Annotated in this window: 14 protein-coding genes; 4 read left to right on the top strand and 10 right to left on the bottom strand. The window is 48.0% G+C overall.

What is annotated here, in order from left to right; translation table 11 throughout:
- Positions 1 to 150: 150 nt before the first annotated feature.
- The 8 genes from CHH60_RS15925 to CHH60_RS15960 form a co-directional block, all read right to left on the bottom strand.
- Positions 151 to 486 carry a hypothetical protein gene (locus CHH60_RS15925; RefSeq protein WP_095360060.1) on the bottom strand — a complete coding sequence of 112 codons (336 nt, stop codon included), beginning with the start codon at positions 484 to 486 and terminating at the stop codon, positions 151 to 153.
- A gap of 55 nt (positions 487 to 541) precedes the next feature.
- On the bottom strand, positions 542 to 1,243 hold the full coding sequence (locus tag CHH60_RS15930; RefSeq protein ID WP_095360061.1) for a pirin family protein: 702 nt from the start codon (positions 1,241 to 1,243) through the stop codon (positions 542 to 544).
- 211 nt (positions 1,244 to 1,454) lie between these two features.
- On the bottom strand, positions 1,455 to 1,865 hold the full coding sequence (locus tag CHH60_RS15935; protein ID WP_095360062.1) for a DoxX family protein: 411 nt from the start codon (positions 1,863 to 1,865) through the stop codon (positions 1,455 to 1,457).
- A gap of 26 nt (positions 1,866 to 1,891) precedes the next feature.
- The gene (locus CHH60_RS15940) at positions 1,892 to 2,752 is read right to left on the bottom strand and encodes a M56 family metallopeptidase (RefSeq protein WP_095360063.1); all 861 of its coding nucleotides are present in this window, start codon (positions 2,750 to 2,752) and stop codon (positions 1,892 to 1,894) included.
- 1 nt (position 2,753) lies between these two features.
- Positions 2,754 to 3,170 (bottom strand): BlaI/MecI/CopY family transcriptional regulator, encoded by a 417-nt coding sequence (locus tag CHH60_RS15945; protein ID WP_095291044.1) that lies wholly within the window; start codon positions 3,168 to 3,170, stop codon positions 2,754 to 2,756.
- Between the two features lie 254 nt (positions 3,171 to 3,424).
- The gene (locus tag CHH60_RS15950; protein WP_095360064.1) at positions 3,425 to 4,885 is read right to left on the bottom strand and encodes a catalase; all 1,461 of its coding nucleotides are present in this window, start codon (positions 4,883 to 4,885) and stop codon (positions 3,425 to 3,427) included.
- 234 nt (positions 4,886 to 5,119) lie between these two features.
- Positions 5,120 to 5,926 (bottom strand): winged helix-turn-helix domain-containing protein, encoded by an 807-nt coding sequence (locus CHH60_RS15955; RefSeq protein ID WP_095360065.1) that lies wholly within the window; start codon positions 5,924 to 5,926, stop codon positions 5,120 to 5,122.
- Positions 5,902 to 6,297 (bottom strand): Fur family transcriptional regulator, encoded by a 396-nt coding sequence (locus CHH60_RS15960; RefSeq protein ID WP_095291039.1) that lies wholly within the window; start codon positions 6,295 to 6,297, stop codon positions 5,902 to 5,904. Before CHH60_RS15960 ends, CHH60_RS15955 begins: the two co-directional genes overlap by 25 nt.
- A 307-nt stretch (positions 6,298 to 6,604) precedes the next feature.
- On the opposite strand from CHH60_RS15960, the gene CHH60_RS15965 reads away from it, so the two are divergent.
- Positions 6,605 to 7,696, top strand: a complete 1,092-nt coding sequence (locus CHH60_RS15965; protein ID WP_255247952.1) for a GGDEF domain-containing protein — start codon at positions 6,605 to 6,607, stop codon at positions 7,694 to 7,696.
- A gap of 105 nt (positions 7,697 to 7,801) precedes the next feature.
- Here the strand turns inward: CHH60_RS15965 and CHH60_RS15970 are convergent, their stop codons facing one another.
- Positions 7,802 to 8,740, bottom strand: coding sequence for an aldo/keto reductase family protein (locus CHH60_RS15970; protein ID WP_095360067.1), 939 nt, complete (start codon positions 8,738 to 8,740; stop codon positions 7,802 to 7,804).
- A 183-nt stretch (positions 8,741 to 8,923) separates the two neighbouring features.
- The gene (locus CHH60_RS15975) at positions 8,924 to 10,567 is read right to left on the bottom strand and encodes a GAF domain-containing sensor histidine kinase (RefSeq protein WP_095360068.1); all 1,644 of its coding nucleotides are present in this window, start codon (positions 10,565 to 10,567) and stop codon (positions 8,924 to 8,926) included.
- Between the two features lie 382 nt (positions 10,568 to 10,949).
- Here CHH60_RS15975 and CHH60_RS15980 point away from each other — a divergent pair, with 382 nt between their 5' ends.
- The 3 genes from CHH60_RS15980 (at position 10,950) to CHH60_RS15990 (ending at position 14,444) form a co-directional block, all read left to right on the top strand.
- Entirely contained in the window at positions 10,950 to 12,911 is a 1,962-nt protein-coding gene (locus CHH60_RS15980) for an anaerobic ribonucleoside triphosphate reductase (protein WP_095360069.1), read from the top strand.
- Positions 12,908 to 13,417, top strand: coding sequence for an anaerobic ribonucleoside-triphosphate reductase activating protein (gene nrdG / locus CHH60_RS15985; RefSeq protein ID WP_095360070.1), 510 nt, complete (start codon positions 12,908 to 12,910; stop codon positions 13,415 to 13,417). Before CHH60_RS15980 ends, nrdG begins: the two co-directional genes overlap by 4 nt.
- A gap of 187 nt (positions 13,418 to 13,604) precedes the next feature.
- Positions 13,605 to 14,444: a methyl-accepting chemotaxis protein gene (locus tag CHH60_RS15990; protein ID WP_095360071.1), complete on the top strand. Its 840-nt coding sequence runs from the start codon at positions 13,605 to 13,607 to the stop codon at positions 14,442 to 14,444.
- The last annotated feature ends 55 nt before the right edge of the window (positions 14,445 to 14,499 follow it).

The following is a 14,499-nucleotide window of genomic DNA, read 5'->3' on the forward strand; positions in this document are numbered from 1 at the left end:
TTATATCTATATTAATTTCCAGATGTCAACCTTCTTTGTCTTCGCAATTTCTGGGATTTCCTAAAACAACCTGAAAGGCATCACATGCCATATGAAATAGACAAAAAGAAATAGGCCTTCCGGTTTGGAAGACCCATCTAAGTATGATCATTAATCAGCAAAGTAATCTTCAGGCACATATCGAATCTCTGAATTCGCAAAAATTGTAAGGGTACCACGATCCTTATCGTATGCAACCCGGTCTCCATGGACGTAGTACCAGTGCTTCAGGAGGGGTTGATCCTTGCGCTGTACGAATCGAAAGACGTTCAGCTCCTGCCTGAGCTCAATGATCTGTTCCACGGTTTGATCATCCAAACCTGTAACGGTGAATACGAAGCCTTCGCCCTCTTTTTGGAACCGATAGGACAGGGAATCTGTTTTGCTATTCGCCAGACCTCGCCCGGTTACCCCATGTTTAACCATAAACCATTCCTGCTGTGCCATAGACGTATATCCTCCCTTAGTGCTCGTGTCTATTAAATGCTGCGTTCCACTCAAGTTAAGGCAAATCAATGAGCATGAAGAACGCATCCTCACTTGCCTGAAAATCCGTGACCTGAGTCTGTTCTACCCTCGCTGTATCGCCTGCAGTTAAATCGTGCTCACCATTCAGTCCAAGCTTACCCTCAATCACAAAAATATACTGGCGGCGCCCCTCATCCTGGTTATATGTTAATGCCTCACCTTTAGCCAAACGGCATAGATATATCGTCATATCCTGATGAATGGATGCAACCCGCGGTCCGCCTTCAGGAGATACTACAGGCAGGAGCGCTCCCGTTAGTGCAGCAGGATCAAATGATGTCGTCTCATACGAAGGCTGCAGCCCCCTAGTCGTAGGCATGAACCAGAGCTGAAGCAAACGTACCTCTTCCGTATCGGACGCATTGTGCTCTGTGTGAATCATGCCGCTGCCCGCGGACATTCGCTGAATCCCCCCAAACGAGGTTACAGCTACATTGCCAAGATTGTCTTCATGACGAAGCTTGCCGTTCAGCACGATGGACACGATCTCCATGTCACTGTGCGGATGTGCACCAAAACCACGCCCAGGTGCAATCACATCATCATTTGCTACCCGCATCGGCCCAAACGCTGTGTTCTCCGCATCCTGATATTCTCCAAAGGAAAAGCTATGACTGCCGCGCAACCAGCCCCGGTCGAAGCTGGCACGGGCTTCAGATGGAATGATATTAATCATAAAGCACATCCTCCGTAATGTTCTTATTTTTTCTTAGTAGCATACTTATTCTCATTGTACCAAAAGTTTAGGCTTGGCGTCCAAAATAAAAAACCTTCTCCTGCCAGAGCAGTTCACAAGTATAATTACCCGTAAACCAACCCAGCAGAAAAAGGCTTCGATGCAGGCTTAGCCTGCTTTTTATGAAATACATGCTCACAAACGGTGAGTCTTATGAGCTTGCATTCTGAACCTTACTTTGTCTGGCTATAAACTGATCCACCGCGAGGAAGCGGCTGCCTGTGAATAGCAAGGTCAGGGAACCTGCCAGCGTCAGATAATCAAATTCAGTACCACCAATAAATGGCTGATCTACTTTGGCCGTAAACAGAACCCCTGCCATCAAGATAATAAACAACGCAGCAAACACACGTGTTCCCAATCCAAGAATCATCGCGGCCCCGCCGGCCAGCTCAATAATGGCTACAACAGATGCGAGGAACCCAGGGATACCCATGCTCTCAAAAAAACCTACTGCACCACTGATTCCACCTTCAAACTTGCTCCACCCATGCAATACAAAGATGAGACCGATCATGATTCTTAAGAAGAACAAACCAATCTCTACACTCCTACTATTCATGTACATCTTCCTCCTTGACATTCAAATTATCCGATCGACCACACAAACAAAACAGACATCAACAGAAACACTGTCGCCGACATTATTATGGCGAACCATGGGAGAGCCAGCTCAACATCTTGTTCCGGATCAAGCAAACGAGAGATGCGCACATTCACCGACGTATCGGCAAACGAGGATTGCACAGCCATCTCCCGTACCCGCCATGGTTCCGGACAAGCGCGGATCAGTTTGAGCAAGGCACTGCCAATTCCCGCTGCATTTCCCGTACGTTCAATCGCTTCATTATCGGCTAAAATTTCGCGGACGATATGATATTGTTTCGAAGTATGCTTCAAAACAGGAATATACGGCATCATCATGGCAAACACCGACAGCAGCGTGGTCTTCAACGGATCACGGTGCCATAGATGATGGACTTCATGATACACAACAGCTGCTTCTTCTTCAGCATCGAGCATACCGAGCAACCCCGTCGAGAGAACAATGTAAGGCCTCCATAAACCAATCGTAAAAGCAATCGGTGACTGCTTGTCCACGACGATGAACCCCGGTTGTTTGAGATGGCGGTACTTGACCTCAAGGGCTCTGGACATCGCTTGGTTCTCGATCGCATGGAGCTTGCGTACGGCTGCTCGCGTCTTCATCATTCGATGCATGAACAGCCAGCCTGTTCCTCCAAAAGTTAGCACGACAAGCAGCATCAAAAAGTGGCCTACCGACAACCAGCCCATCCGGCTCATCCAGTGATTGCACAGCCAGAGCAGATTAAAGGGAATGTCCCAGCCAAACAGTTTGTACATGGCGTACATAAACATTTGAATGAACACAAGTAGCGGAATGCCAAACCCGACAGTAAACAACAGTTTCGAGCGGGCCTTCCACATATCAGTCGCTATCCTTTTTCCATTGTTTGATCTTCTGCTCCAGACGTTCAATCAACCCCGCATCGGCTTCATCCAGTGCATCCAGCATGTGGCTCACTGCAAGTGCACCGAATTCGTCCACCAGTTCATGCGACAGCTCCTTCGATTGGTCGTTCATAAACTCCTCCTTGCTCTGTACAGGGTGATACAGTGACGTCCGGCCTTTCTGTGTTTTGCGAAGCAGCCCCTTGTCCACGAGCCGGTTCATAACCGTCATGACGGTATTGAAATTAACATCTTTATCTTGTTCAAGTGCTGTTTGCACCTCGCGGATGCTGCTGCCTGGACGCGCCCATAAGATATCCATAATCTTCGCTTCCAGCGGGCCAAAAAAACGATTCAGCCCACGCTCACCCACTTTAAAATTGTGTATTTTCATGTTCAGACACCCCTCACACTACCCATTGTAGTGCCATCAAACGAGAAGTCAACCTCTATGTCAGCTATTTATTGTAAATGATTTGTAAATTTGTTTTCCATTTCAGAATATCACTGGGAGCGTATATGAGAAACCAGGTCGGCTGCAAAGACAGCAAAAAGACTGGACAGTCCTGCATTTCCTGCAGTCATGCCCAGCCTTATCAGTATTAATTTTATTTCACGTTATGAAAATATATTAATAATGTCTTTTATTTACGGTCTGCCGGGTGGCATGTATGCCGAGATATCTACACCAAGTCCACGAGCCAGACGTCCACCAAGCTGTCCGTCAGCCTGGAAGAAGTGACATAATGCACGCATCTGCGTCTGGGCCGGAACACCTTTCAGGTCATTAATCAGATTATCAAGCAGATTATTCTGTTCTTCCGCCGTAAAGGAACGGAACAATTCGCCTGCCTGCGTGTAATCATCGGTTTTCTCAATTTTCTCCCGTGTGACATGACCGTGCAGCGGCACCTGAGTATCCCGGTATGCCGGATCTTCCTGTGGACTGCTGGAGGAGCTGTTCGGCTCATAATTCACAGGGGAGGGATCCTGATTCACATTCATGAGTCCATCGCGCTGATGGTTGCGAACCGGTGCATACGGGCAGTTCACCGGAATCTGCAGATAGTTTGGTCCAAGCCGGTGACGCTGGGTATCCGGATAGGAGAACAGGCGTCCTTGCAGCAGTTTATCCTCAGATGGCTCAATCCCAGGCACCAATGCACTTGGCGAGAAAGCCGCCTGTTCTACTTCAGCGAAGAAGTTTTGCGGATTGCGATTCAGGGTCATAGTGCCTACCGTTTGAAACGGAATGATATCTTCTGGCCAGGTTTTGGTTGGATCAAGCGGATCAAATGAGAAATTATCCATCTGCTCCGGCTTCAGAAGCTGAACCTGCAGCTTCCACTGCGGATACTGGCCGTTTTTGATATGGTCATACAGATCCCGGGTAGCGTGGTTGAAGTCCTGTCCTTGCACTTCAGACGCTTCCTGACGAGAGAAGCCGCGCACACCCTGCGCAGATTCCCACTTATACTTCACGTAGTGGATCTCGCCTTGAGCATTAATCCATTTGAACGCGTGCACACCGAATCCATCCATCTCACGGTAACTCGCAGGCGTACCCAGATCAGAGAACAACCACGTCATCATATGTGTGGACTCAGGTGAAAGGGTCATGAAATCCCAGTACCGTGCAGGGTCTTGAATATTCGTATCTGGCGCAGGCTTCAGGGAATGCACCATATCCGGGAATTTCATCGCATCACGGATGAAGAATACAGGCAGATGGTTACCGACAATATCATAGTTGCCCTCCCGTGTGTATAGCTTGACGGCAAACCCCCGTGGATCACGCGCAGTCTCTGGCGAACCCGTTCCGTGAATTACCGTGGAGAAACGGACCAGTACTGGTGTTTCCGTTCCAGGCTCCTGCAGGAAATCCGCTTTGGTGAACTCTTTCATGCTATTCTCCAGGGTAAATACCCCATGAGCACCTGCACCTCTGGCATGCACTACCCGTTCCGGAATACGTTCACGGTCAAAATGGGCAATCTTCTCGATCAAATGATAATCTTCAAGTAGAGTGGGTCCTCTTCTGCCTGCTGTGCGGGAATTCTGGTTATCACCCACGGGTGCTCCCTGGTTAGTTGTCATACGTTCTGTCATTTCTGCATCCTCCTCATGATGGCCTCATGCCTGCGTATCTATTATTTAAATCATATTCGTCATTACTTTAAATATACATTTAGACTTGATCTAACTGTTAAAATGATTCTAACATGTCCCATATAGCGTCTGCATGAGCTTCACATGAGGTTATCATGAGCATCCTGATCGTTTCATGAATGAAGGATGAATATCTGCTTATGTCATAAATAACTGGAAATAAAAAAAAGCGGACTAATCCGCCAGGCGGTAGCCCACTCCTCTTACTGTAACAATATATTGCGGGGAAGCTGCGTTATCTCCAAGCTTTTTGCGCAAGCTTTTGATATGAACATCGACTACATTGCTTCCACCCGTAAAGTCAGTCTCCCAAATATCGCTGAGCATCTCCTCCCGCGAAATGACAGCTCCTTTGGCATCAATCAGCTTCAGCAGCAAATCGTATTCGGTCTTCGTTAAGTGAATCCGCTCATTGTCCCGCTGAACACTCATCCGCTCACGATCCAGCCACAAGTCTTTGAAGCTGATCCGTTGTCCTTCCTCGGGCAAGAAGCCGCGCTTGGGCGTAACCGGACTATTGCCAATCATGCGCTGTACCCGGTACAGTGCTTCCTGCGGACGGGCTGGCCACACCAGCAGCTCTTCCTGAAGCATGGGTCCGCTTGCGCTTCCTATCATATTCTCGCCCACCAGATAGAGGCAAGGTGCCATACGCTCTGCCTCCCGGTTCAAACGGCTGCTGATGCCAGCGAACGCATCAATCGTTCCAGCCACAGACAGATCATAGATCAACAGATCAAATACCAGCCGTTCATGAAGATCCGGTTCCCAGCGATGAAACACCAATACATCGAAGCAGCTGTCCGTCAATGCTTTGACCAGTTCATGAACCTGGCCTGGCATCGGACTTATCAGAATGACACGCCGTGTAACAGGACAAGCCTCCACAAAGGGAGCTGGATCAGCAAGAGCTGGCTTGACCCGCAGCGGCAAACGTCGATCAGACATCCTGATTTTTACTTGATCCGTTTGTTTTTGCATTCCCCGCAGACACCTCCAAAGACCACATGAGCGTGATCAATTGCATATCCGGTTTCCTCGGCCACCTGCTGCATCCACGCCGAAGGGACCTCTGTCATAACCTCATCCACTTTGCCACAGACTTCACACATAATATGCTGGTGGTCATCCATGCGGGCGTCATATCTGCTGGCAGTCTCACCAAGCTTAAGCTCCCGGATCAATTCCTTGTCCGTTAAATAACGCAGCGAATTATATACGGTGCCATAAGCGAGATTATAGCCTTGTTCCACCAGACGGTTCATCACGTCTGCAGCAGTCGGATGGTCTTCCGAGTGGCGTACTACATCATATACGGCCTGTCTTTGTATCGTCAGATTTAGAGTTCTCACGGCAATTCTCCTTTATTAATCCATTCCAGAATATATACAATGACACAGCAATCCATCGATCGCTATGATTCCCAAAAACGTTGAAACAAATTTTGATTTAGATTAAGTATAAATCTTAATGTATAATGAAGTCAATACGAGTTCATTACCAGAAAACTTATATTAATAATAGACCATTTCCAGCAATCGAATTGCACATTTGCTATAATATGGTTCGCTACTGTGCTCTTTTTCAGATAAAATATAGTAATGTGCGTTAAAGGAGGGCTGTTCATTGTTAAGCACGTTCTTTATAAATATTTGTGTTATGATCACATTCATGTACATATCCGGAATTATTGCCAAATACTATAACATTCGCGTCCCGTTCCCTTCATTACGTGTGCAGATGATCGGCGGCTTCCTGTTTGGTATCTATGGTACTGTGCTAATGAACTATTCCTTCCCTCTTAATGAAGATACCATTGTGGATCTGCGCCATCTTGCGATTGTTACAGCCGCAGTGTATCTGGGAGGTCTGGCATCGGTCATCTCTGGACTTGTCATCTCCATCCTGCGCATTGCCATCTTTGGTATGTCGTCTCCAGCGATTGATGCCGGTTTCGTCATGACACTAATCGGTTTATCCGGTGTATATTTTGCCTATGCTTCCTGGTCGAGATTAACCAAAATCATAACGATGAACCTGCTGGGCATAACACTGATTTTTGTGATTCTGGTGTTGAATTCCAGCAGCATGAATTCATTAATGAAAGTATATCCGTTACAAATGACGATTTCTTTTGTCGGTGGGATCTTTATTTATTTTATCGCCGAATTTATTAATAAATCGAATGAGATGTTATTCCTTCTGGAACGCAGAGCATCCACAGACCACCTCACCAATCTCAGCAATCGCCGTCAGTTTGAGAAATCCCTGGAACTGCAGCTGGAGCGTGCCCGGGAAAACAGACAGAAGCTTTCCCTGCTCGTCATTGACATCGACCGCTTCAAAAAAGTGAATGATACGTACGGTCACAGCGCTGGAGACGCTGTTCTGAAACAGCTGGGGAAATTACTAATTGAACATTCGCGATCAGCTGACATGGTCTCACGTAACGGTGGCGAGGAATTTGCAATCCTGCTGCTGGACTGCGGCAATCATCAAGCCCTGGCCATTGCAGAATCCATTCGCCAGTCTGTTGAAAAGTATCTGTTCGCTCTGCCGGATGGCACAACCATTCGCCTGACCATTTCGATTGGGGTGGCCGTCTTTCCGGACCATTGCGACGAGCAGGATGACGCTGACTTCTTCGAGCAGGCAGACCGTGCATTATATGAAGCCAAAAATACCGGGAGAAATCGGGTCTGCGCCATTCCGAAGCGATCCAAGGTGCTTATTGGCAATCGTTTGCTCTAGCTTAAAACCCAAAAAGGATGTCCCGCAGTTAAGCCTTATCTGGCTGCGGAGCATCCTTTTTTACGATTTAGTTTACATAACTACGCCTTGAAAGACGGTTAACCACTAAGACAGGATCTGCTCGATCTCTTCAATAATGGCTGAATCCAGCTTCACACCTGAAGCAGCAGCATTCTCCTTCACCTGCTCCGGACGGCTTGCCCCTACAAGTGCACTGGACACATTGTTTTGACGCAAAATCCATGCAAGTGCCAGCTGCCCAACCTTCAGATCCAGCTTGTCCGCTACTTCAATCAGCTGACGCACTTTTCCGATTTTGTCTGCATTGATCTTGCCTTCATCCCAGCCGAGCTTCGCCGCACGGGAATTCTCCGGAAGGTCTGAAGCCGAGGTGTACTTGCCGGTTAACAGGCCTTGTGCAAGTGGAGAATAGACAACTTGTCCGATTCCCTTGCGCTCACCAAGTGGAATAATCTCCTTCTCAATATAGCGGTCAAACATGTTATAAACCGGCTGGTTGACCACGATATGATCGAGCAGCAGACGGTCAGCGGTACCGAGCGCTGCCTCCATCTGAGCAGCAGTCCATTGGCTCACGCCTACGTACAGCACTTTTCCTTGACGAACCAGGTCATCCAGTGCCCGCAGCGTTTCTTCGATCGGTGTTTCCGTATGATAACGATGGCAATAGTAGATGTCCACATATTCCACGCCTAAGCGTTTCAAACTGGCATCACATTGCTCCTTAATATGTTTGCGGGATAAGCCCTGATCATTCGGACCGTCGCCCATTTTGCCGAACACTTTGGTTGCAAGAACATAGGAATCACGGGAATATGCTTTCAAAGTCTGCCCAAGCAGCTCTTCCGCCGCGCCGCGTTCGTATACGTTTGCTGTATCAAAAAAGTTGATGCCTTCATCGAATGCGGTTTCAATCGACTTCACCGCATTTTCACGCTCCACATATCCTCCGTACGTCAGCCAGCTGCCCAAGCTGATCTCGCTTACTTTCAGTCCGCTTCCACCCAATCTGCGGTATTCCATTGAATGCACATCCTCCTCTAGATTAATTAGTATGATTCTTACTTTTCTATTGTAACGTAACCAGCGTGGATGAAAAGGGATTTAACAAAAGAAAACGGATAAATAAACAGATCGGATTTGAGGCGCGCTCTTTTCGTATACAATAAAAAAGCGTACCTGATTAGGTACGCTGCTTATATTTTATTATGCCCGGTGCAATGTCGCGCTCAGTGCGTTCAGCAAGTCCAACTGTCTAACCGGCTTGGTTAAGACAGCATTAACGTTCCCCGTCTCCTGTGGATCCATATGCATTCCGTAGGGGACCAGGATGATGATGGGCAGTTGTTTTGCCATTCCCTTTAATTCATGAATAAACTCCATGGCCTTGTCTGGCTCTAACCCCATGTCAATAACCGCAATTTCAGGCTCAAGTCCATCTTCCATCCAGTGTTTTGCCTGGCTCGTGTCTGATGTCATATTTACATCCATCTGCCACCTGCGCATGAGGGAAGATACCCCCTGCAGAATATCAGGAGCTTTGACCAGCAGTACCGTTTTACCTTTCAACCGCTCTTGAATGCCTGTAAGCTGCGGAAGTTCCCAGTGCTTCATCAGGGGCAGCCTGATCTGAAATTCCGTCTCTTCTTCACCCAGGCTGCTCACCTCTATACAGCCATGCATGAGAATGGCGAGATTTTGGCTGACGGCCAAACTGAGGTTGGTACCCACAAGCTTTTGAATGCTGATATTTCCGTCCAGTGTATTAAACGCCTGCAGTTTTTTGTCCGATGTCAGCATCCGACCTGTATATTTGATATGAAGCAGCAGCGTACCCGCCTCATCCACATTCTGACTATCGACGGCTGCCGTAACGAGCACGGAACCTGTACGCGTGGAATCAATGGCATATTTCAGCACATTTGCGAGCAGCTGACCGATCTTGACCTCGTCTCCCACGAAGACCTGAGAGACATTCAGTTCAAGGTTCAGTCCCAGCTCGATTCCTTTCTCCATCGCCAGCCCGGCATGAAGATACACGGTACTCTCAATAGTAGAAACCAGATCAAAGGGATCATCATGAACTACCGTTCTACCTGTTTCATTAATATTAAAGTTCATTATATTATTCAGCAAAGACAGGAGGATGTGGCCACTGGTCTCAATCATGTCCACATATTCCACATGCTCTTCGGGCATATCCGGTGTACGCATCAGATCGGTTAAACCAAGAATGCCATTGAGCGGGTTGCGAATCTCATGACTCATTAGCGCAATCATCTGGGACTTCGTCATCGCTTCCGATTCAGCACGTTCCTTCTCCATCTGCAGCTGTTGTTTCAGCTGCTCCGTATCGTTCAGCTTTTGTTTCTGTATGAGCAAATTGTTCTCCAAGTCAATGACATATCCAAGAAATACTGCCATGGCGTTCAACGTCTTCATATCTGTCTCACGGATGACATAGTCCGGGTTGTCCATTAAACAAATCGTCCCAAAGGTTTCACCCGAACGCCGCATAATGGGTATGCCCACAAAAAAACGGTTACCGAGCGCCTTGGTTACATCCATTGAGCAAGTCAGCGGATGTGCTGCAGTATCCGTTATGGTCAGGTTTTCTTTTGTATTTCGCAGTACCAGACTGCAGTAGGAAGAATCAAATGGAAGTTCACTGCCACTGATAACCAGTTCCTCGTTTCGGTTAAAAGCTTCCAAAATGACATTGGTCGTTCCGTCATTGGTGGCAACAAAGATCGTATTGACCTCCAATATACCGCTTAACACGTCCACGATGTGGGACGCTGCTTCCTGTACATTTTCATAGAAGCCTCTTGTTATCCCTGCCGTTCCCATGATCCACCCCTCAAATCTTAGCTGTATTTCTACATCTTTATCTCAAAATGAATCTATCCTGTATATGAGGGTCAAATTTCTCAAGTTAACTGTCACAACATGTACATATGTGTTTACCACCATAGAAGCCCAAGAGAATCATAGTGCACGAAAACCACTCTTATCCCTAGTGCAGCATAAATAGGAATTATACTCTTCCAGGTTCACTTTGAAAACCATTATCCACTCTCCCTGCTGCAGTTCCTGCCGGTAGAAGGTTACGGTGTGAGAATGATCACACCCAAAAATCCACATATAGTTTATAAATGGATAATGCAAATCTACATATAGTGTTTAGATGAAATAACCGATATTATAAATCAATATTTGGGAGGAATCTCACATGAACCTGCTTGAGTATGCCACTCCACCGGCATCCGATCTATTATCCGACCTGGGAAGACGAATAATTGGCGCAGAAGACGCAGACACACTGAGGGAGAACGCTAACCTCAATGGTGATTCGTTCAGCGGCAAGATGAGCAGACTCGGCTCGGAGACAGCCAAGTGGCATGCTCTTCGTCATGTGCTGCCGGAAGAGCTTGCTGCATCTGTGGAGAATGGAGATCTCTACGTTCATGATCTGGATCAGTATGCGCTTGGAACAACCAATTGCATCTTTATCCCGTTTGATCGACTGCTGGCCTCCGGCTTCAATACGGGTAACGGCTCCGTGCGTACCCCTCAGACCATCATGTCGGCAATGGCGCTTGTCGCCATCATATTTCAATCACAGCAAAACAGTCAGTACGGCGGGGTATCCGCCAACAAAATCGACTGGGATCTGGCTCCTTATGTACAACGCTCCTTCCGCAAACATTATCGCAAAGGACAGCGTTTGCTTGGAGAGCACACACAGATTGACGACGAGCATCTGCACCTGGACAGTTCACTGGCACGGGAAGCATGCCCGCGTGCTTTCGCTTTTGCCTGCGAGGAAACAGAACTGGAGACCGGACAGGCTGCCGAATCCCTGATTCACAATCTGAATACCATGAGCAGCCGGGCAGGTGGACAGATTCCTTTTACCTCGCTGAACTATGGACTATGTACCTCAGCCGAAGGCAGGCTTGTATCCCGTTCCCTGCTGGAAGCAACCATCCGCGGCCTTGGCGGCGGGGAAACCCCCGTGTTTCCACAGCATATCTTCCAGTGCAAACAGGGAATTAACCAGGCACAAGGGGAACCCAACTACGACTTGTTCCGACTAGCCGTGACTTGCTCTTCCCGGCGCATGTATCCGAACTTTGTCAACGTGGATGCCTCATTCAACCTGCCTTATTATCGTCCTGAAGATCCGGATACCATCATCGCCACCATGGGATGCCGTACACGTACGCTGGCAGACCGCTTCGGACGCAATCGGCAGAGTGGCAAAGGCAACCTTTCGTTCAACACCATCAATCTGGTCAAACTCGGCATTCGCTATGGCATCTGTCAGGGTGCACGGGTCGTCGCCGACCGTGCGGGGTTCTATAAAGCTCTTAAAAAGGTCATGGAACGTGCTGCTTCCGGACTGCTGCACCGCTATCGTATCCAAACGGCACAGCCTGCCAAGGCATCTGATTTCATGATGCGGGAAGGTGTGTGGGAAGGCGGTGAGCAGCTCGCACCAGATGAACCGGTAGCCGAACTATTGAAGCATGGCACCTTGTCTATTGGTTTTATCGGGCTTGCCGAATGCATGACCGCACTGTATGGCCGGCACCATGGACAGGACCCCCATATCCACCGTGAGGCGTTGAACATTATCCGCACCATGCGTGAATTCTGTGATCGCATGAGTGAACTGCATAACCTGAATGTTACGCTCTTTGCCACGCCTGCCGAAGGGTTATCCGGCAAGTTCACCAAGATTGACCGCGAGCGATATGGCCTCATTGCTGGGGTCAATGATCGGGAATATTACACAAATTCATTTCACATTCCGGTCTATTACACCCTGCCAGCTTACCGTAAAATTGAACTGGAGGCTCCCTTCCATACGCTATGTAATGCCGGGGCCATTTCCTATGTTGAACTGGATGGAAATGTACGGGCCAATACCAGCGCCTTCCAGCGTATTGTTCAATATGCACTCGCACAGGATATTGGATATTTCTCCATTAATCACCCGATTGACCGCTGTCCGGCATGCGGATATGAAGGTGTCATCGGTGATGTATGTCCTGGGTGTGAGGCACATGAGGACCACGTGCACTTCCAGCGATTGCGCCGGGTCACCGGTTATCTTACGGGCGACTACAAGGTACGCTTCAATTCCGCGAAACAGGCAGAAGTGCGGGATCGGGTGAAGCACAAGTGAATCTGTACGGTTATATTCCCGAGTCTGTAAATGAAGGACCTGGTCTGCGAGCTGTCATCTTTATCAGCGGGTGCCATCATGCCTGCCCAGGATGCTTCAGTCCGGATTCATGGAGCTTCCGGGCAGGAGAACATTTCACCGCAGAGCGGCAGCAGCAGATTATGCATGAGGTAACTGCCCATCCCCTGCTGGATGGGGTTACATTATGCGGGGGTGATCCCTTTTTCTCAGCAGAGGAATGCATCCCTTGGGTTCGCCGTTTCCGCGATGCATGCCCTGACCGGACCGTGTGGGCCTATACGGGATTCACCTATGAAGAGCTTGTCGCTGATCCCATACGGGCTGAACTGGCTTGGCTGTGTGATGTCATTGTAGATGGCCCCTACGTGGCTGCCGAACGGGATATATCCTTACCTTTTCGGGGCAGCCGCAATCAACGCTTGGTGGATGTGCAGGCGACGTTAAGAGATCAACAAATTGTTACAATTAGCCTTGATTCGTTGTAGCCCAATCTCAATCGATATTCTCATTGAAAATACGCAGAGAATGAATTGCGTGTATTTTCCGATGAGAATTTTTTTGTTTTTTCACTACTCACTTCTTTATTGCATGTCGATATACTATATAGGTGGTTACTAAAATAAACTTTGGTACTTTTCTATATTAAACATTTTAGGAGGCATTTACCCAATTATGGATATTATTCAAGCACTCATTACATGCATGCCGTTTTTCCGTGATACCATACGCCAGGATGTAACCCTTTCCATTATCGATCGGGAGAAGTTCCTGTACTTTTCTGCAGGAGAGTCCTTAAAACAATTGGAATTCAAAGCGGGAGATCCTTTGCTTGAACCCAATCGTAATTTTGCCGATCTGAAAGGCACTACGGAGAAGCAGTTCGATCATTACCCCAAGGAATTATTCGGTGTTCCATTTGATGTATCGTACCTGCCGATCAAAAACGAACAGGGTGAGGTCATCGCCATATTCAATCTGCTCTACAGCATGGACGACCAGGCTCAGTTACAACAGCTCATGGAAGCAACGGAGCATCTGACCAATCAGCTTATTGATAGCGTGCAGCATGTAGCTGCACATTCCCAGGAGCTGAGCGCCACGACCGAGGAAATTCGGAATAACTCCAAACAAGCTGTACAGAAATCAGGAAACGTAACTCAGGTTGCGAGCTTCATCCGTGAAATCTCCGAACAAACCAACCTGCTCGGTTTAAATGCTGCCATTGAAGCTGCCCGTGTAGGTGATGCAGGAGCAGGATTCGGCGTCGTTGCGAAAGAAATCCGTAAACTGTCGGTAGATACCAAGCAAGCCACCACCCAAATTGAAGAATCCCTCCTCGCTGTCCGGCAATCCATTCAAATGATGGAAAATGAGCTTGGAGAGATTACCGCCAGCTCGCAGGAACAGGCGGAACTCGTCAACAATTTCATGAGTACCATTGAACAGCTGAATGAAACCAGCCAGCAACTGAAACAATTCGTGAACAAACTGATTACGTTTGACGGCAGATAATTTACATACGATGTTCAAGTCGAAAAGCCCCCGAATCTGATTCGGAGGCTTTTTT

Source organism: Paenibacillus sp. 7523-1, from assembly GCF_002276415.1.
Taxonomy (GTDB): domain Bacteria; phylum Bacillota; class Bacilli; order Paenibacillales; family Paenibacillaceae; genus Paenibacillus; species Paenibacillus illinoisensis_A.

Excerpts from the sequence above, each read along its gene's own strand:
- CHH60_RS15925 (WP_095360060.1), bottom strand. The coding sequence starts at position 486 with ATGGCACAGCAGGAATGGTTTATGGTTAAACATGGGGTAACCGGGCGA.
- CHH60_RS15930 (WP_095360061.1), bottom strand. The coding sequence starts at position 1,243 with ATGATTAATATCATTCCATCTGAAGCCCGTGCCAGCTTCGACCGGGGC.
- CHH60_RS15935 (WP_095360062.1), bottom strand. The coding sequence starts at position 1,865 with ATGAATAGTAGGAGTGTAGAGATTGGTTTGTTCTTCTTAAGAATCATG.
- CHH60_RS15940 (WP_095360063.1), bottom strand. The coding sequence starts at position 2,752 with ATGTGGAAGGCCCGCTCGAAACTGTTGTTTACTGTCGGGTTTGGCATT.
- CHH60_RS15945 (WP_095291044.1), bottom strand. The coding sequence starts at position 3,170 with ATGAAAATACACAATTTTAAAGTGGGTGAGCGTGGGCTGAATCGTTTT.
- CHH60_RS15950 (WP_095360064.1), bottom strand. The coding sequence starts at position 4,885 with ATGACAGAACGTATGACAACTAACCAGGGAGCACCCGTGGGTGATAAC.
- CHH60_RS15955 (WP_095360065.1), bottom strand. The coding sequence starts at position 5,926 with ATGCAAAAACAAACGGATCAAGTAAAAATCAGGATGTCTGATCGACGT.
- CHH60_RS15965 (WP_255247952.1), top strand. The coding sequence starts at position 6,605 with ATGATCACATTCATGTACATATCCGGAATTATTGCCAAATACTATAAC.
- CHH60_RS15970 (WP_095360067.1), bottom strand. The coding sequence starts at position 8,740 with ATGGAATACCGCAGATTGGGTGGAAGCGGACTGAAAGTAAGCGAGATC.
- CHH60_RS15975 (WP_095360068.1), bottom strand. The coding sequence starts at position 10,567 with ATGGGAACGGCAGGGATAACAAGAGGCTTCTATGAAAATGTACAGGAA.
- CHH60_RS15980 (WP_095360069.1), top strand. The coding sequence starts at position 10,950 with ATGAACCTGCTTGAGTATGCCACTCCACCGGCATCCGATCTATTATCC.
- CHH60_RS15990 (WP_095360071.1), top strand. The coding sequence starts at position 13,605 with ATGGATATTATTCAAGCACTCATTACATGCATGCCGTTTTTCCGTGAT.